General features: G+C 75.3%; 15 protein-coding genes. 6 read left to right on the top strand and 9 right to left on the bottom strand.

All coding sequences use genetic code 11. From position 1 onward, the window contains the following. Positions 1-36 precede the first annotated feature (36 nt). The 3 genes from HH311_RS20195 to purB all read right to left on the bottom strand — a co-directional run bounded on the left by HH311_RS20195 (position 37) and on the right by purB (position 3152). Positions 37-735 (bottom strand): DUF2334 domain-containing protein, encoded by a 699-nt coding sequence (locus tag HH311_RS20195; protein ID WP_169185470.1) that lies wholly within the window; start codon positions 733-735, stop codon positions 37-39. Between the two features lie 69 nt (positions 736-804). Beyond that, positions 805-1722, bottom strand: a complete 918-nt coding sequence (locus HH311_RS20190) for a phosphoribosylaminoimidazolesuccinocarboxamide synthase (RefSeq protein ID WP_169185469.1) — start codon at positions 1720-1722, stop codon at positions 805-807. A gap of 11 nt (positions 1723-1733) precedes the next feature. Beyond that, positions 1734-3152, bottom strand: a complete 1419-nt coding sequence (gene purB / locus HH311_RS20185) for an adenylosuccinate lyase (protein ID WP_169185468.1) — start codon at positions 3150-3152, stop codon at positions 1734-1736. Positions 3153-3260: 108 nt separating this feature from the next. Here purB and HH311_RS20180 point away from each other — a divergent pair, with 108 nt between their 5' ends. The 4 genes from HH311_RS20180 to HH311_RS20165 all read left to right on the top strand — a co-directional run bounded on the left by HH311_RS20180 (position 3261) and on the right by HH311_RS20165 (position 7376). Then, complete coding sequence (locus tag HH311_RS20180) at positions 3261-4229, top strand: GntG family PLP-dependent aldolase (RefSeq protein ID WP_248292841.1); 969 nt, start codon at positions 3261-3263, stop codon at positions 4227-4229. Positions 4230-4316: 87 nt separating this feature from the next. Then, positions 4317-5333, top strand: coding sequence for a thiamine pyrophosphate-dependent dehydrogenase E1 component subunit alpha (locus tag HH311_RS20175; RefSeq protein WP_211190514.1), 1017 nt, complete (start codon positions 4317-4319; stop codon positions 5331-5333). Next, positions 5321-6325, top strand: coding sequence for an alpha-ketoacid dehydrogenase subunit beta (locus HH311_RS20170; protein WP_169185467.1), 1005 nt, complete (start codon positions 5321-5323; stop codon positions 6323-6325). The genes HH311_RS20175 and HH311_RS20170 overlap by 13 nt, the downstream gene beginning before the upstream one ends. A gap of 10 nt (positions 6326-6335) precedes the next feature. Further along, positions 6336-7376 (top strand): hypothetical protein, encoded by a 1041-nt coding sequence (locus HH311_RS20165; RefSeq protein WP_169185466.1) that lies wholly within the window; start codon positions 6336-6338, stop codon positions 7374-7376. Between the two features lie 37 nt (positions 7377-7413). On the opposite strand, the gene HH311_RS20160 is transcribed toward HH311_RS20165, so the two are convergent. Continuing rightward, positions 7414-8583: an alpha-hydroxy-acid oxidizing protein gene (locus HH311_RS20160; protein ID WP_396027453.1), complete on the bottom strand. Its 1170-nt coding sequence runs from the start codon at positions 8581-8583 to the stop codon at positions 7414-7416. Positions 8584-8687: 104 nt separating this feature from the next. Between HH311_RS20160 and HH311_RS20155 the strand changes: the two genes are divergently transcribed. Both HH311_RS20155 and HH311_RS20150 read left to right on the top strand, forming a co-directional pair. Next, positions 8688-10199 carry a lyase family protein gene (locus HH311_RS20155; protein ID WP_312030270.1) on the top strand — a complete coding sequence of 504 codons (1512 nt, stop codon included), beginning with the start codon at positions 8688-8690 and terminating at the stop codon, positions 10197-10199. Between the two features lie 3 nt (positions 10200-10202). Next, positions 10203-11783: an FAD-dependent oxidoreductase gene (locus HH311_RS20150; protein WP_169185463.1), complete on the top strand. Its 1581-nt coding sequence runs from the start codon at positions 10203-10205 to the stop codon at positions 11781-11783. 46 nt (positions 11784-11829) lie between these two features. On the opposite strand, the gene HH311_RS20145 is transcribed toward HH311_RS20150, so the two are convergent. From HH311_RS20145 to HH311_RS20125, 5 genes are all read right to left on the bottom strand, one after another. Beyond that, positions 11830-12936, bottom strand: coding sequence for a cobalamin-independent methionine synthase II family protein (locus HH311_RS20145; protein WP_169185462.1), 1107 nt, complete (start codon positions 12934-12936; stop codon positions 11830-11832). A gap of 154 nt (positions 12937-13090) precedes the next feature. Further along, positions 13091-14047, bottom strand: a complete 957-nt coding sequence (locus tag HH311_RS20140; protein ID WP_169185461.1) for a 1-aminocyclopropane-1-carboxylate deaminase/D-cysteine desulfhydrase — start codon at positions 14045-14047, stop codon at positions 13091-13093. Beyond that, positions 14044-15387 carry an adenylosuccinate lyase family protein gene (locus tag HH311_RS20135; RefSeq protein ID WP_169185460.1) on the bottom strand — a complete coding sequence of 448 codons (1344 nt, stop codon included), beginning with the start codon at positions 15385-15387 and terminating at the stop codon, positions 14044-14046. Before HH311_RS20135 ends, HH311_RS20140 begins: the two co-directional genes overlap by 4 nt. Next, positions 15384-16268 carry a hypothetical protein gene (locus HH311_RS20130; RefSeq protein ID WP_312030269.1) on the bottom strand — a complete coding sequence of 295 codons (885 nt, stop codon included), beginning with the start codon at positions 16266-16268 and terminating at the stop codon, positions 15384-15386. The genes HH311_RS20135 and HH311_RS20130 overlap by 4 nt, the downstream gene beginning before the upstream one ends. Beyond that, entirely contained in the window at positions 16265-17023 is a 759-nt protein-coding gene (locus HH311_RS20125; RefSeq protein WP_169185459.1) for a phosphosulfolactate synthase, read from the bottom strand. Before HH311_RS20125 ends, HH311_RS20130 begins: the two co-directional genes overlap by 4 nt. Positions 17024-17120 lie beyond the last annotated feature (97 nt).

Here is a 17120-nt window from a genome sequence, read left to right as displayed (position 1 = left end):
CCGGCACTTTCTGCTCACGAGCGCGGAGCGCACCTCCTACGCGGTCGTCGACCAGAGCTCCGGGTCGACGACCGCGTCGGGACGACGGGGCCGACGCCCGGCCGGCCCCACCAGCGCGGCCGGGACGGCGGGGATCGCGTCGGCGGCCAGGGCCTCGTCGACCGCCTCGACGAGCGGCCGGACGCCGGTCGCCACGTCGACGGTGAGGTGCCGCAGCGCCGGCTCGACCACGCGGCGGCGCCCCAGGCGCACCCCGGGGAACGACGCGGGCTGCCCCGGGCGCACGACCGGGCCGGCCACGCCCGTCGTCCGGACCCCGTCGGGACCGAGCCGGTGGACGCCGGCGTCGTCGAGGAGCAGGTCGAGCCCGGCCTCGGCGAGGGCCCGCCGGGTCCCTGCGGAGGCCGCCCAGCCGGGGGCGGCGAAGCCGTCGACGGCGAGGCCCAGCGTCTCGGCGGAGCGCAGCGCGCCGGCGAGGCGCAGGCGGGCCTCGAGCAGCGGCAGGCGGCGGTAGGGCCGGCCGCCGTCGTGGGCCTCCCGCGTGCCGCGCAGCAGGACGGCGTCCCCGGCGCGGCGGCGGGCCGCGGCGAACGCGGCCACCTCGGGGTGGGGCCGCGGGCCGACCAACAGGGTCAGGGGGACGCGGCGGGCGTCGAGGGCGTCGCAGCACCGGACGGCCGCGTCGAGGGGAGCGCCGGGCGCGAGGCCGGCGGCGGAGACCAGGAGACGAGCCACGCCCACCATGAGGCCCCACCGATGTGAGGGCCGGTGGACCTCCGCGTGAACTCTGGCGCTACGGGGCGTTTACAGCGCCGGCGGCCAGGCCTGACCGGTGAGCCGGGTGTAGGCCTCGATGTAGCGCTCGCGGGTCGCCGCGACGACGCGCTCGGGCAGCGGGGGCGGCGGCGCGTCGCCGTGGCGGTCCCACCCGGACTCCGGCGAGGTGAGCCAGTCGCGCACGAACTGCTTGTCGAACGACGGCTGCGGCCGGCCCGGCGCGTAGCCGTCGGCGGGCCAGAACCGCGAGGAGTCCGGGGTCAGCACCTCGTCGCCGAGCACGAGCGTCCCGGAGCGGTCGAGACCGAACTCGAGCTTGGTGTCGGCGAGGATGATCCCGCGCGACGCGGCGTAGGCCGCCCCCCGCGCGTAGATCGACAGGGTGGTGTCGCGCAGCGCCCCGGCGAGGTCCGCGCCGAGCTGGTCGACGACGGCGGCGAACGTCACGTTCTCGTCGTGCTCGCCGAGCTCGGCCTTCGTCGCCGGCGTGAAGATCGGCGCCGGGAGCATGCTCGCCTCGGTGAGCCCGTCGGGCAGCGGCACCCCGCACACCGCGCCGTCGCGCCGGTAGTCGACGGTGCCCGACCCGGCCAGGTAGCCCCGCGCCACGCACTCGACCGGGATCATCTCGAGCCGGCGCACCAGCAGGGCCCGCCCGCGGACCTCGTCGGGGATCCGCTCGTCGCGGGAGGCGACGAGGTGGTGGGCGACCGGCGGCGCCGGGATGTCGCTGCTCGAGACGCCGGGCCGGCTGCCGAGCAGCCCGAACCAGAACACCGAGAGCGCCGTCAGCACGCGGCCCTTGTCGGGGATCGGGGTGGAGAGCACGTGGTCGTACGCCGAGATCCGGTCGGACGCCACGAGCAGCAGCGTCTCGTCGTCGACCTCGTAGAGGTCGCGGACCTTCCCCGACGCGAGGTGCGGGTAGTCCGCGAGGGTTGCCACGGCCGGGCAGGCTAGAGGATCGGGGCGGGGTCGTAGGCCGCCGCCTCCGGGCGCGCCGCGACGATCCCGGCCACCCGCCGCGCGATCTCGGCGACCTGCGCGCCCGCAGCGCCGACGAAGGCCGACGGGTCGGCGACGGCGGCCGCGAGGTCGCCCTCGGAGACCCCGAGCCGGGTGTCGGCGGCGAGGCGGGCCAGCAGGTCGTTGCCCTCGATCCCCTTCTCCCGCATGTCGAGGGCGACCGCGCGGGCGTGCTCGGCGACGATCCCGTGGGCGGTCTCGCGGCCGACCCCTGCGCGGACGGCGGCCATGAGCACGGCCGTCGTCGCCAGGAAGGGCAGGTAGCGGTCCAGCTCGCGGGCGATCACCGCGGGATAGGCGCCGAACTCGTCGAGCACCGTCAGGAACGTCTCGAGCAGCCCGTCGATCGCGAAGAAGGCGTCGGGCAGGGCGACGCGGCGCACGACGGAGTCCGAGACGTCGCCCTCGTTCCACTGGTTCCCGGCCAGCTCGGCGACCATCGAGGCGTTGCCGCGCAGCACGACGGCGAGGCCGTTGACGCGCTCGCAGGACCGGGTGTTCATCTTGTGCGGCATCGCGCTCGAGCCCACCTGGCCCGCCTGGAAGCCCTCCGTCACCAGCTCCTGGCCGGCCATCAGCCGGATCGTGGTGGCCAGCGACGACGGCCCGGCGGCGAGCTGGACCAGGGCGGAGAGCACGTCGTGGTCGAGCGAGCGGGGGTAGACCTGCCCGACGCTGGTGAGCACCTCGGAGAACCCGAGGTGGGCCGCGACCCGCCGTTCCAGGTCGGCCAGCTTGGTCGCGTCGCCGTCGAGCAGCCCGAGCATGTCCTGCGCGGTGCCGACCGGGCCCTTGACGCCGCGCAGCGGGTAGCGCTCGACCAGCTCGGTGAGCCGGCGGTACGCGACCAGGGTCTCGTCGGCGGCGGAGGCGAACCGCTTGCCGAGCGTCGTGGCCTGGGCCGCGACGTTGTGGGAGCGCCCGGCCATCACGGTCTGGTCGTACTCCGTGGCCAGCCGCGCCAGCCGGGCCAGCACCGCGACCGTCTTGTCCGCCACCAGCCGCAGCGAGTCGCGGATCTGGAGCTGCTCGACGTTCTCGGTGAGGTCCCGGCTCGTCATGCCCTTGTGCACGTGCTGGTGGCCGGCGAGGTCGTCGAACTCCTCGATGCGGGCCTTGACGTCGTGGCGGGTGCGCCGCTCGCGGGCCGCGATCGAGTCCAGGTCGACGGTCCCGAGCACGCGCCGGTAGTCGTCGAGGACGCCGTCCGGGACCTCGATCCCCAGGTCGCGCTGGGCGGCGAGGACCGCCAGCCACAGCTCGCGCTCGGCGACGACCTTGCGCTCGGGCGACCACAGGTCGCGCAGGGCGGGTGAGGCGTAGCGCGTGGCGAGGACGTTGGGGATCACGTGTCCCGAGGATACGGGTGAGGATGAACTGTGACCTCTGTCTAGGCTCTGACCCCTGTGACCCCCGTCGACCTGCGCTCCGACACCGTCACCCGCCCCACCGACGCCATGCGCCACGCGATGGCGACCGCCGAGGTCGGCGACGACGTCCTCGACGGCGACCCCACCCTCGACGCCCTGCAGCGCCGCGTCGCGGACCTGCTCGGCACCGAGGCGGCGCTGTGGACCCCGACCGGCTGCATGGCCAACGCGATCGCGCTCATGGACCACCTGCAGCGCGGCGACCGCTTCCTCGCGCCGGCCGGGGCGCACGTGCTGGAGGCCGAGCTGGGGACGGCCGCCTGGCTCGCCGGGGGCGTCCCGGCACCGCTGCCGCACGCCGCCGGGCCGGGCCGTCCGACGCCGGACGGGGTCACCGCGGCGGCCGGCACCGCGGGCCCGTACTTCGGCCTGCGCACCCGGCTGCTGTGCCTGGAGAACACCCACAACTCCGCGGGCGGCGCGGTGACCCCCGTGGCCGAGCACCGGGCCCTCGTCGCCGCGGCCCGCGACGCCGGGCTCGCGGTCCACCTCGACGGCGCCCGGATCTGGCACGCGGCGGTCGCCCGGGGGGTGACCCCGGCGGAGCTCGCCGAGGGCGTCGACACCGTGAGCGTCTGCCTGTCCAAGGGCCTCGGCGCACCGGTGGGCTCGGTCGTGGCGGGGTCGGCGGCGTTCATCGGGCGGGCGTGGCGGCTGCGCAAGATGCTCGGCGGCGGGATCCGGCAGGGCGGCGTCCTGGGCGCGGCGGGCCTGCTCGCGCTCGACAACGTCGCCGACCTGGCCGCCGACCACGAGCACGCGCGGCTGCTCGCGGACGAGCTGGCCGCGCGCGGCTGGCCGGTGTCCACCCCGGAGACCAACATCGTGCTGGTGACGACCTCGGACGCGGCGACGGTCGTCGCCGGGCTCGAGGAGGTCGGGGTGCGGGCGGTCCCGTTCGGCCCCGGGGTGCGGTTCGTGACGCACCGCGACCTCACGCGCGACGACGTCGAGGCGGCGCTGGAGCGCGCGGCGGCGCTGCCGGTCCCGGCCTGAGGTCGGCACCGGCGGCCGAAGCCCGCGCGATCTGTTGGCCTGCGCGGACGATGCCCCGGTGCGACGTGCGTCACTACTTTCGGCGGCGTGGAAGCGCCCGAGGCCGCCCCTCCCCGACCCGCGCACGCAGCGTCGGACCTGCGGGACCTGTACGAGCGCATGCTCCGGATCCGCCAGTTCGAGACGAAGCTCGACGTGCTCTACCGGCAGGGACGGGTCCGGGGCCCGGCCCACCTCGGGCTCGGGCAGGAGGCCATCGCGGTGGGCGTGGCCGCCGCGCTCGGCCCCGGCGACGCCTCGCTGGGCACCTACCGCGGCCACGCCCACGCCCTGGCCCGCGGCGCCTCCGAGGAGGCGGTGCTGCGCGAGCTGCTCGGCCGCGTCGGGGGGGTGTGCGGCGGCAAGGGCGGCTCGATGCACATCACGAGCGTCGAGCACGGCTACTACGGGTCGTACGCGATCGTGGGCGGCCACATCCCGACGGCGGTCGGGATGGCGTGGGCGAGCCGCATCCGCGGCGACGGCGGCGTCACGGCCTGCTTCTTCGGCGACGGCACGACGAACATCGGCGCCTTCCACGAGGCGGTGAACCTCGCCGCGGTGTGGAAGCTCCCGGCGGTCTTCGTCTGCGAGAACAACCACTACATGGAGTACACGCCGATCGGGGACGTGATCCCCGTCGAGCGGCCCGCGGCCGACCGCGCGCCCGCGTACGGCCTGGAGCCGCTCGTCGTCGACGGCAACGACGTGGCCGCGGTCCGGGAGGTCGCGCGGGCCGCCGTCGAGCGCGCCCGTCGCGGCGACGGACCGACGCTCGTCGAGGCCACGACCTACCGGCTGACCGGGCACTCGGTGGCGGACGGCGGGGCCTACCGCCACCCCGACGAGGTGTCGGCCGCCCGGGCCCGTGACCCGCTCGTCCGGCTGGCGACCGACCTCGCGCGGTCCGGCGAGATGACCGTCGACCAGTCCGAGGCGCTGGTGGCCCGGGTCAAGGGCGAGATGGACGCGCTGGCCGCGCACGTCCTGGCGGAGCCGGCCCCGGACGCCGCCGCGGCGTGGACCGGGATGTGGAGCGACGGGAGCTCGACGTGGCGCAACTGACGTTCCGCGAGGCCGTGGCGGCGGCGCTCGAGCAGGAGATGGCCCGCGACGAGTCCGTGGTGCTGCTCGGCGAGGACGTCGGGTCGGGCGGGGTCTTCAAGACCACGGCCGGCCTGAAGGACCGCTTCGGCGCCGCCCGGGTGTGGGACACCCCGATCTCCGAGCAGGCCATCGCCGGGGCCGCGATGGGGGCCGCCGCCGCCGGGCTCCGTCCGGTCGCGGAGATCATGTTCTCCGACTTCTACGCCACGTGCTGGGACCAGATCGCCAACGAGATCGCCAAGGCCTGCTACATGACCGGGGGCCAGCTGACGATGCCGCTGGTCGTCCGCGGGACCAACGGCGGCGGGCTCGGGTTCGGCGCCCAGCACAGCCAATCCGTCGAGAACTGGGCGATGTGCATCCCGGGCATCAAGATCGTCTCACCGTCGACGCCTGACGACATGTGGGGGCTGCTCGCCGCGTCCATCCGCGACGACGAGCCGGTGCTGGTCTTCGAGCACAAGGCCCTGTTCGGGACGAAGGCCGAGCGGCCCACCGGCGACCACCTGGTCGGGCTCGGGGAGGCGGCCCGGCGCCGCGCCGGCGACGACGTCACGCTCGTCGGCCTCGCCCGCACCGTCGGAATGTGCGAGCAGGCCGCGGACGCACTGGGCGGGGACGGGGTCACCGCCGACGTGCTCGACCTGCGCTGCCTCGTCCCCCTCGACGCCGCCGCCGTGCTCGCCTCCGCGCGGCGCACCGGCCGGGTGGTGATCGTCGAGGAGAACCCCGGCCAGCTCGGCTGGGGGGCGGGCGTCGCCGCGATCCTCGCCGAGGAGGCCTTCGACGACCTGCGCGCACCGATCGTGCGGGTGTCCGGCGGCAACGTCCCGCTGCCGGTCGCCGCGGCCATGGAGGCGGAGGTGACGCCGTCGGCCGAGAAGGTCGCCGCCGCCGCCCGCGGTCTGCTCGAGGGACGGATTCCAGCCGCGACCACTGCGAGAGCCTGAGGAGATCACCATGCGGATCCGGAACGAGGACGTGCTGCTCCCGGTGTCGGCCGTCTCCGCCTTCCCGCGGCCCCACTGGCTGCAGGGGAGGGTCCTCGGCTGCGGGACCGAGCCCACCTACCGCAGCCACAACCTGCGCGTCGCCTACGAGGACGCCTGCAAGCTGACCGCCCGGGAACAGGAGGCGGCCGGCCTCGACATCCTCTGCGACGGCGCCCAGTACTACGAGTGGGAGGCACCCGGCTTCCAGCTGGAGCCGATCTTCCACTTCATCCCGGAGAACCTCGGCGGGATCGACAACTTCGGCCCGCCCGGCGACGGCGCGAAGTACGCGCCGTTCTACAAGGGCACGGTGCGGGGGAAGGTCGAGTGGGTCCGGCCGATCTTCGAGGCCGTCGCCTACGCGATGCAGCACGCCACCGACCGCCCGTTCAAGGTCGCGATGCTCGGCCCCGCCCAGCAGTCGATCATCCTGGACGACCAGCACTACGGCGACGGGGTGGCGCTCGCCAAGGACATCGCCCGCGCGCTGAACAAGGAGCTGCACTACCTGCAGGACATGGGCATGGAGGCCGTCCAGCTCATCGACGTGCTGCCGCCCTACACCCAGGACATGTGGCAGATCGAGTGCCAGGAGATCATGTTCGAGGGCATCGACATGATCAAGTTCTGGCACGTCTGCTACGGCTCCGTGGACGGCCAGCGCGACATCTTCGACAACCACGCGGCGGGCATGATGCCGCTGTTCCGGGAGTCTCCCTGCGAGGTGATCCACCTCGAGTTCACCAACAAGGACTTCGTCGAGCTCGAGGCGTTCGCCGACTTCCCGACGGACAAGACGCTGGGTGTCGGGGTCGTCGACGCGAAGAACACGATGGTCGAGCCGGTGGAGCAGATCGCCGACCGGATCCGGCGCGCGCTGAAGGTGATCCCGGCCGACCGGCTCCTCGTGGCGCCGGACTGCGGGCTCGGCTACTTCAGCCGCACCACCGCGTACGCGAAGCTGCGGAACATGGGCCAGGCCGCCCGGGAGGTGCGCGCGGCGCTGTGAGTCGGCCACGCCGAGGACGTCGGTCGGCGCGCGCCGCTCAGGGCGCGCCGGCCACGACGTCGCGGGCCGAGCGCAGCTCGGCGAGGTCGCGGTACCCGGCGAGCGCGAGCGTGGTGTCGAGCTCGGCGAGCAGGCAGCGCAGGACGTGGTGCACGCCCGCCTGGCCGCCGAGGGCGAGCCCGTAGGCGTAGGGCCGCCCGACGAGGACCGCGTCGGCGCCCAGCGCGAGGGCGAGCGCCGCGTCGGCGCCCGTGCGGACCCCGGAGTCGAAGAGCACCGGTGCCCGTCCCGCGACGGACGCGACGACGCCCGGCAGCACGGAGAGGGCCCCGACCGCGCGGTCGACCTGCCGTCCCCCGTGGTTGGAGACGATCACGCCGTCCATCCCGAGCCTCAGGGCGGTCTCGGCGTCCTCGGCGCGCTGGATCCCCTTGACCACCACCGGTCCGGGCCACTGCGCGCGGATCGGGGCCAACCGGTCCCACCCCCACGCGGTGCCGGTGAAGAGCCGCTGCCGGTGGCGCACGGCCGCCGCGAGGTCGTCCTCCGGCGGGCGGGCGAGGCCGGCGCGGAAGGCGGGGTCGGAGAACGGGATGGCCGTCCCCACCCCGCGCAGGAACGGCAGGTAGGCGCGGTCGAGGTCGTGGGGCCGCCACCCGAGCGTCCAGGTGTCCAGCGTGACGACGAGGACGGTGAACCCGGCCGCGCGGGCCCGGGCCAGCAGGCTCGCGGTCACGTCGTCGTCGGTGGGCCGGTAGAGCTGGTACCAGCGGGGTCCGTCGCCGGACGCGGCCGCGACCTCCTCGGTGGTGTGCGACGACGCCGTCGAGAGCACCGTCGGGACGCCCAGCGCCGCGGCCGCCCGCGCGGTGGCGAGCTCGCCGTCGTCGTGCAGCAGGTGCTGCACCCCCACCGGGCCGAGCAGCAGCGGCGCCGCCATCGGCGTGCCCAGCACCGTCGTCGACCAGTCCCGCACGTGGTTGCCGCGCAGCATCCGCGGGACGAGGCCGACGCGGTCGAAGGCCGCCCGGTTGGCGCGCATCGTCGCGCCGGAGCCGGCTCCGCCCGCGACGTAGTCGAACGCGTGCGCGGGGAGCACCCGGCGGGCGGCGACCTCCAGCCGGGACGGGTCGGTGGGCAGCGCCGGGACCCGGCCGTCCGGACCGCCCGCGTAGATCTCGGCGCCGTAGCGGTCGGGGTCGGGCACGTGCCCATCGTCGGCGCGGGGCGGGCGGGTGGGCCAGGGTCGGCGGTCGGATTCGTCCCCTCCGGACATGGTCGCCCCGGGCGCGCGCGGCGATGCTCGGTCCCGTGAGCGGCCGCTACGCCGAAGAGCTCGTGGACGCCGGATTCGCCGTGGAGGTGGCCGACGCACCGCTGCTGCACGACGGCCTCAACGCCGCGGACCTGGCCCACCTGCTGGTGCTCGTCGAGCAGGGCGTCGTCCCGGAGCGGGCCGTGCCACGACTGGCCGCCGTGCTGTGCGAGGCGGACCGGACCCCGGCCGGGGAGTTCGGGTACGACCCGCGCGACGGCGAGGTCTACAACTGCCGCGAGAAGCGCTTCGCCGCGGCGATCGGGCGCGATGCCGGCTGGCTGCACGCCGGGCGACCCCGTCGCGAGGCCGTCCGCATCGCGCTGCGCCTGCGCGTGCGCCGGGATCTCTGCGACCTCGTCGAGGCGGCCGCGGAGTTCGCGCTGGCCGGGGCCCGCACGGCCGCGGCCCACGCCGAGACGCTGATGGTCGACCAGACCTACCTGCAGCACGCCCAGCCCTCGACGTTCGGGCACTACCTGCTCGGGATGGTGGCGCCGGCGCTGCGCGAGGTCGACCGGCTCGGCGCGGACCTCGACGGCGTCGACCGGAGCCCGGCGGGGGCCGGCGCGGTCAACGGCAGCCCGCTGACCGGGGACCGGGCCCGCACCGCGCGGCTGCTCGGGTTCGCCGACGTCGTCGAGCACACCCGCGACGCGATGTGGCAGTCCGACGGCTTCACCGCGACCGTCGGGCACGCCGCGGGGCTGGCGACCACCCTCGACCGGCTCGCCGAGGACCTCGAGATCTGGAGCAGCGCGGAGTTCGGCTGGGTCCGCCTCGCCGTCGGGCACACCCGCACGAGCATCCTGATGCCGCAGAAGCGCAACCCGTACGCGCTGACGATGGTCCGGGGCGAGGCGGGGGTGCTGATCGGCCGGGCGACCGGGATGCTCGCGCTGGCCAAGAGCCCGTCGGCCCGCAGCGACAACCTGATCCTCGCCTACGGCGAGGTCCCCCGGGCGCTGGATCTGGCGACCCGCGCCACCCGGCTCATGGCGGGTGTCGTCGCGGAGCTCGAGGTCGACGCGGCCGCGATGGAGGCGGCCCTGCGCGGCGGCTTCTCGCAGGCCGCCGACGTCGCCGAGCACCTCATGGTCACGGCGGGGCTGGACTACCGCAGCGCCTACGACGTGGTCGGGGTCGCGGTGCGCCGGGCGGCCGAGGCGGGCCTCACCGGCGCCGACCTGACCGCCGCCCACCTCACCGCCGCGGCCGCCGAGGCCGGGGTGGACCCCGCGGAGCTCGCGGCGGCGCTCGGCGCGCGGGACCTGTCCGAGGTGGTCGACCCGGCCCGCATCGTGCGCTCCCGGACCACCCGCGGCGGCGCCGCGCCGGACGAGGTCCGCCGCATGGCCGCCGCCTGCGAGTCGGCCGCGGAGAAGGCCCGCGACGCGGTGCGTGCCCGCCGAGCCGGGTTCGACGGGGCCGAGGCCGAGCTCCGGCGGCGCGCGGCCGCCCTCGCGGGCCCCACCGACGACGGAGACCCCCCACGACCCGGACGGTGACCGATGGACATCCGCGAGCAGCACCCCGACCTCGCCGAGTGGAACGCCCTGATCGAGCGCTGCCTCGCCGACCCCGACCCGGAGCCGATCACCAACCTCGATCCCGGGGACGAGCGGCCCTACGACGCGGTGTTCGTCGGCGGCGGTGCCGGCGGACGGTTCGGGGCGGCCTACCTCCGCGCGATGGGCGGGCGCCCGCTGATCGTCGACGCGTGGCCGTTCCTCGGCGGCTCGTGCCCGCACCAGGCGTGCGTGCCGCACCACCTGTTCTCCGAGGCCGCGGCCGAGCTGGACCGGATGCGGTGGTTCTCCGACGAGCTGTACTTCCCGAAGTTCGACCCCTCCCGCGCCGGCATCAAGGACCTCGTCGACCTGTTCGTCGCCGGTCGCAGCAGTGCGCACGCGTTCATGAACTGGCAGACCAAGGAACAGCTCGACGTCGAGTACGTGCTGAACGCCCGGGCGTCGCTCGTCGACCCGACCACGGTGCGTGTCGCCGGCCGGACCTTCCGCGCCCGCAACCTGGTGCTCGGCACCGGCGCCCGGCCGGTCGTCCCGGACGTGCCGGGGATCCGCCGGCCCGGGGTGCACGACTTCATCAGCCTCGTCGAGTCCCTCGACGCCGAGCCGGCGCGCTGCGTGGTGATCGGGGGCAGCAAGGTCGCCATGGAGTACGGCTCGTTCTTCCACGCGACCGGCTGCCCGACGACGATGGTGTCCCGGTCACCGGTGATGCGGTCGTCGTCGCTGCACCACGTCGACGAGGACCTGCGCCGCTACGTCGTCGACGGCATGCGGCGGCGGGGCATGGAGATCCTCGAGGGCGCCGAGCCGGTGACGGTCGAGGGCGTCGGCGCCGACGGCCCGGTCACCGGGGTGACGGTGCGGCTCGCAGACGGTTCCACCCGCCGCCTGGAGGCGGACATGGTGTTCCTCGGCCTCGGGGAGCGGCCGGACACGACGGAGGCGCGGGCGGTGCTGGGCATCGAGGTCGACGACCGCGGCCGCGTCGTCACCGACCGCCGGATGCGGACCTCGGTGCCGGGCGTGTACGCGATCGGCGACATGATCGCCGGCGCGATGGAGATGTGGAAGGCCCGCAAGTCCGGGGTGACGGCGGCCCGTAACATCATGGGCGAGGAGCTGGAGTTCGACGTCTCGGAGTACCCGGACTTCCTGCACACCACCTACGAGGTGAGCTGGGTCGGGCTCACCGAGCAGGAGGCCCGGGACACCCGCGACGACGTGGTCGTCATCCAGATGCCGCCCTACGTCGAGGGGCTCGACACCGAGCACCTCCCGCTGCCGTGCGCGGAGGGGTCGATGCTCTACGCGTTCCGCCGCCCGGAGCTCTCCGGCTTCCAGAAGCTCGTCGTCGATGGGACCACCCGCCAGGTGCTCGGCGCCCACCACTGCGGCTACGGGGCCAAGGACGCGTTCCAGTACCTCGACCACCTCATCCACCGGCCCGAGGGGCTCACGATCGACGAGCTGGGCTGGATGAACGAGCTCTTCCTCAACCCGGAGCACTTCGTGCAGCTCTCCCGGCTGCGGGCGGGGAAGGGCCGGCTCACGCACCTGTGAGGAGGGTCGTGGGGGCGCCGGGAGTCCCGGCGCCCCCGCGGCGGGCTCAGCGCAGCGACGCCCGGACCAGCTCGGTCCCCGCGACGAGCGCGTGCAGCTTCTCCTGGGCGATGTAGCGCTGGATCATCGGCAGCCCGCAGTCGGTGGTCACGCCGAGCCGGTCGGCCGGGATGTACTCCAGCAGCCGGTGGATGCGGTCGGCGACCTGCTCGGCGGTCTCGGTGATCGTCGACTTCACGTCGATGACGCCCGCCCAGAACACCATCCCGTCGGGCAGCGGGTGGTTCTTCATGACGTCGAGGCCGGACAGGTCGTCCGACCGGCGCCCGCAGCTCTCGAGGTTGAGCACGTCGATCCGCGCCTCGTACGACTTCGGGACGACGGACGCGGTGGCGGACGGGGCCTCCCCGCGCCGCTCCGTGAGGTCGAAGATCTCCCCGGCCTGCGCGGTCTCGTCGGGGTAGTAGGCGGGCGTGCCACCCCAGTTGCCCCAACAGACGTGGCAGATGATCTTCGCGTTGGTGACGCCCTCGACGACCCGGTCGAAGGCCTCGATCGCCCAGTCCTCGAAGAAGTAGGGCCAGGTGAACTCGTCGAGCTGGATGAACTCGACCCCCATCCGGTCGACCTCGCGGAGGTCCGCGTTGAGCGCGTCCGCGACGGCGAGCGCCCGCGCCCGGGGGTCCGGGTAGAACCGGTCCTCCATCGTCTGGGCGAGCACCTGGACGCCGGTGTACTGCACCTTGATCGGCTTGTCGGTCGCCCGGCGCAGCGCCCGGGCCTGCTCGACCATCATCCCGCCGCGCCGCCGGATCTCCGAGGTCACCGTGGAGGCGTGCAGGCGGCTGTAGATCGGGAAGCCGAGGTAGCCGCCGCCCATCTGCAGGCCGAGGCGCCGGTGGTAGTAGTACACCGCCTGGTCGGCGTAGCAGTCGGCCTGCAGCCGGCCGTCGGTGATGATGTCGAGCCCGGCCCGCTCCTGGTCGGCGACGAGCGCCCCCATCGCGTCGCCGAGGGCCTCGGCGTTGAAGGAGTCGGGCGGTTCCTGGTCCCCGGACCAGTCGCGGACCGGGCCGGCGTCCCACCAGCGCGGGTTCGGGTAGTTGCCCACCATCGAGGTGGGGATGAGGATGTCGCGGTCTCCGACGCGCATGGGCGGCCTCCCTGCCGGTCTCCGGGCGCGACCCACGGCTGGTGGTCCAGGTCACAGCCTCGGCGTCCGACGGTAGCCACGCCGCGCGCCGCGGTCGGATTCCTTGGCCCCGCAGGACACCCGGCCGCGGCCCCACCCGCCGGTCACGGTGCGGTCAGGACGTGGTGAACAGCGTCGGCGCGCCCCCGCTCACCAGGAACACCACCGGACCGGTGACCTCACCCCGCCGCGTGGCCGCGAGGAGGCCCGCCATCGCCTTCGCGCCGAACACCGGGTCGAGGAACACGCCCTCGGTCCGGGCGACCAGCGCGGCGGCCTCGTCGCCCTCGGCCGAACGTCTCCCGTAGCCGGGGCCGAGGTGGCCGTCGACGACGGTCGGCGCCGCGGCCGGGGCCGGCACCCCGAGCAGGTCGGCGACCCCCCGGGCCAGCGCGGTCACGCGCTCGACGCACACCGGCGCCGGACGGCTGACGGTCACCCCGACCACGCCGCCCAGGCGCTGCCACGCCACCCCCGCGTGCAGCCCGCCCTGCGTGCCGCAGGAGCCGGTCGCGAGCCAGAACGACGCCGGCCCGACGCCCGTGGCGGCGAGCTGGCCGGCGAGCTCGACGGCCGCGGTCGCGTAGCCGAGGGCGCCCACCGGGGTGGCCCCGCCCCGGCCGAGCGCGAGCGGCCGCTCCCCGGCCGCCCGCAGCTCGGCGGCCACCGCCTCGACGACGCGGTCCACGGACGCCCGGTCGGGATCGCCGGTGAAGCGGAGCCGGGCCTCGGCGAGCACCGCCAGGGCCGCGTTCCCGACGGCGGGCACCTCGTCGCCGTAGCAGACCAGGGTCGCCCGGAGGCCGTGCCGCCGGGCCGCGAGCGCGGCCAGCATCGCCCAGTTCGACCCGGGGCCTCCCCCGGTCACGAGGTGGTCGCAGCCGCGGGCGAGCGCGTCGCCGAGCAGGTACTCGAGGCCGCGCACCTTGTTCCCGCCGAGGCCCAGACCGGTGAGGTCGTCGCGCTTGAGCCAGATCTCCACCCCGGCGACCTCGGAGAGCCGCGGGGCGGGCTGCAACGGGGTCGGCAGCGTCGCGAGCCGGACCCGCGGGGGCGCGAGCGGGCCGCTCACCGGACGGCGGGGTCGCGCGCGAGGATCCGGTCCACGAAGGCGGTCGCCGCGCCGAGGGAGCGCGCCGGATCCCGGGCCGCCTCGACCTCCTCGGGACACAGCAGCCCGTCCCGGACCAGCCGCTCCCCGAGGTCGACGCCGTCGTCCCGGGCGGCCACGGCGGCGGCGTGCACCGCCTCGTGCGCGGAGTGCTTCCCGATCCGGGCGGCCAGCGCGGCCATGAGCGGCTCGGAGGCCAGGGCGGTGCCGTGCGCGTCGAGGTTGGCCCGCATCCGGCCCGCGTCGACGGTGAGACCTTCCAGCAGCCGCACCGCGATCCCGAGGGCCGCCCCGGTGAGCTGGCAGGCCTCGGGCAGCGCGAGCCACTCGGCCTTCCAGCCGCGGCCGTCGCGCTCGTGGAGCGCGACGAGACCCTCGAGCGCGACCCCGGCGTCGGCGCGGACGATCCGGGCGAGGGTGTCGAGGTGCTCGGAGAGCTCGGGGTTGCGCTTGTGCGGCATCGTGATGCTCCCGACGGTGCCGGCGACGACGGGCTCGCCGACCTCGCCGATCTCCGGGCGCGCGAGCTCGACGATCTCGGTGCCGATCTTCGCGAGCGTGCCGGTGACCAGCGCCAGGAACCCGAGGAACTCCGCCACGCGGTCCCGGGCCGTGATCCAGGGGAGGTCCGGGGCGCCCAGCCCGAGCCGGCCGGCGAAGGCCCCCACCAGCTCCAGTGCCCGCGGGCCCCAGAACTCCAGGGTGCCCAGCGCGCCGCCGAGCTGGACCACCTCGACGCGCGGGCGGAGCTGGGCGAGCCGCTCGCGGTGCCGGTCGATCTCGTCGACCCACACGGCGGCCTTGAACCCGAACGTGATCGGCTTCCCCGGCTGGGCGTGGGTCCGCCCGCACATCACGGTGTCCCGGTGGCGGCGGGCGAGCGAGGCCGCCGCGCGGCGCACCCGGTCGAGGTCGCGGGCCACGACGTCCGCGGTCGCCCGCACGAGGAGCCCGAACCAGGTGTCGGTGACGTCCTGCACCGTCGCGCCGTAGTACACCCACTCCCGCGCGTGCTCGGGGAGCACCGCCCGCAGCGCGTTGATCAGGCCCAGCGTGGAGTGGCCGGTGGCGCGGGTGCCGGCGCCCACCTCGGCGAGGTCCAGGCGTTCCGGGCGCGCGTGCTCGGCGATGGCCGCCGCGGCCTCGGCGGGCACGAGCCCGACCTCGGCCTGGGCGGCCGCGAGCGCGGAGAGGATCTCCAGCCAGGTGCGGGTGCGGCCGGCGTCGTCGAGCAGGTCGTGCAGCTCGGGGACGGTCCAGAGGTGGCCGTAGATGACCGAGTCGGTGAGGTGGCTGCTCACAGCACGAGCTTCCGGAGGCCCTCGCGGACCTCGTCGAGGGAGGCGCCCCACGGCACGACGGCGGTGTCGTCGGTCGTCTCGAGCCCCCGCTCGAGCAGGCAGCACTTCGTCAGCGTCGGCATCCGCTCCGGGGCGGCCCGGCGGCGGGGGCACAGGTCGGCCCGCGGCGGGGTGTCGCCGTAGAAGTGCTCGTGGAACTGCGCCGAGCGCTCGCACCCGATGAGCAACCAGTCGTCCCGCGCGGCGGGCCGGGTGTCGAGGTAGGCCACGGGCGCGTCCCCGAGGTCGGCCCCGGAGCCCCGGCACGGGAGCAGGTAGCGCGACGCCGGGTGGGCGGCGGCGACGTCCTCGACCCGGACGGCGTCGAGGACCAGGTCGACCGGGGGCAGGTCCTCGTCGAACGCCACGCACTGGACGGCCTGGGCGTGCAGCTTCGGCGGGGAGGGGGGCACCACCTCGGTGACCCGGACCCGGACCGGGGCCGGCCGGTGGATGAAGTTGACGTGCTCGAAGCGGCCGAGCACCACGGTCGTGAGCGCCCCGGGGACGGCGGCGCCCGCGAGCGCGGTGGCGTTGCCGACGTCGACGTCCGGCGCGTGCACCCACGCCGTCTCGTCGGCTCCGGAGAGGATCCGGAGCGCGACCACCGGGGAGAACAGCGGTGTCGTGTCGGCCTTGCGCACCTCGACGACGCAGGTCGCCCCGCCGCGGCGCAGCGCGAGGTAGTCGGTGCGCCGGTAGACCTCGCGCCCGAGCAGGTGCTCCTCGACCGCGGCCGGGGTGAGCGGGATGTCGACCTCCTGGACCGACAGGCCGCGGTAGGGGTGGGAGCGGGTGTTCGGCCGGGCAGCCGGAATGGGGCCCGGCGGGTCCGGGGTCACGGCCGCACCGCCGTGTCCGCCCGCAGGCCCAGCCGCAGGGTCTCGAGGGGGAGCACGTCGTCGGGGGCGATGTTGCCGAGGTTGACCTCGGGGCCGAACCGGCGCACGAACCAGGCCTGCTGGGCCTTCACCGGCGCCTCGAAGATCACCCGCTCGACGGGGACGGCGCCCGCGAGCTCCTCGACCAGCGCGGCCCGCACCGCGCCGTCCGCGTCGTAGATCCCGACGGTGCCCGACTCACGGCCCTCGGCGATCACCCACGCGGCGCCGGCCGCCAGGTCGGCGTTCATCTCCTCGGCCCACTCCGCGCCGGCGACCGGCGCCGCGGCGTCCTTCGCGCCCGCCTCGGCGAGCACGGTGAAGTCCGTCGCGAGCTCGGCGACCAGCGCGCGCTGGGAACCCGGGCCCAGCCAGGCCAGGCCGTTCGACACCTCGAGCGCGTCGATGCCCTCCGCCGCGGCCCAGCGGCGCAGCGCGAGGAGCTCACCCTGGGCCGCGGCGATCTCGACGAGGGTGCCGCCGAGGCAGACGAGCACCCCGGAGCGCTGGTAGGCCGCCACCCGCTGCTTGAGGGCGCGGTCGAGGTAGCCGATGCCCCAGCCGATCTTGACCACGTCGACCAGGTCGGCCGCGGCGGTCAGGAGGCCGTCCACCACGGCGGGTGAGGACCCCTTGTCGAGGACGTGCGTGATCCCGCTCGACCGCGGCTTCCCGGAGCGTTCGGGGAGCCTCAGGAAGTCGGGGCGGTCCCACACCCGGAGCAATGTACGGCGACGGAGGGGGTCCCGACCTCGTCCCGGGCGGACGAGGCCCCCGGCCTTCTTCGGCCGTCCGGGCTGTGACTCCGGCCAC

The sequence above is a fragment of the Actinomycetospora sp. TBRC 11914 genome (assembly GCF_012933465.1).
GTDB lineage: Bacteria > Actinomycetota > Actinomycetes > Mycobacteriales > Pseudonocardiaceae > Actinomycetospora.
Note: the sequence above shows the minus strand (reverse complement) of the source record. Positions and strands in the feature narration are given on the sequence as shown.

Excerpts from the sequence above, each read along its gene's own strand:
- HH311_RS20145 (WP_169185462.1), bottom strand. The coding sequence starts at position 12,936 with ATGCGCGTCGGAGACCGCGACATCCTCATCCCCACCTCGATGGTGGGC.
- HH311_RS20165 (WP_169185466.1), top strand. The coding sequence starts at position 6,336 with ATGCGGATCCGGAACGAGGACGTGCTGCTCCCGGTGTCGGCCGTCTCC.
- HH311_RS20180 (WP_248292841.1), top strand. The coding sequence starts at position 3,261 with ATGCGCCACGCGATGGCGACCGCCGAGGTCGGCGACGACGTCCTCGAC.
- HH311_RS20150 (WP_169185463.1), top strand. The coding sequence starts at position 10,203 with ATGGACATCCGCGAGCAGCACCCCGACCTCGCCGAGTGGAACGCCCTG.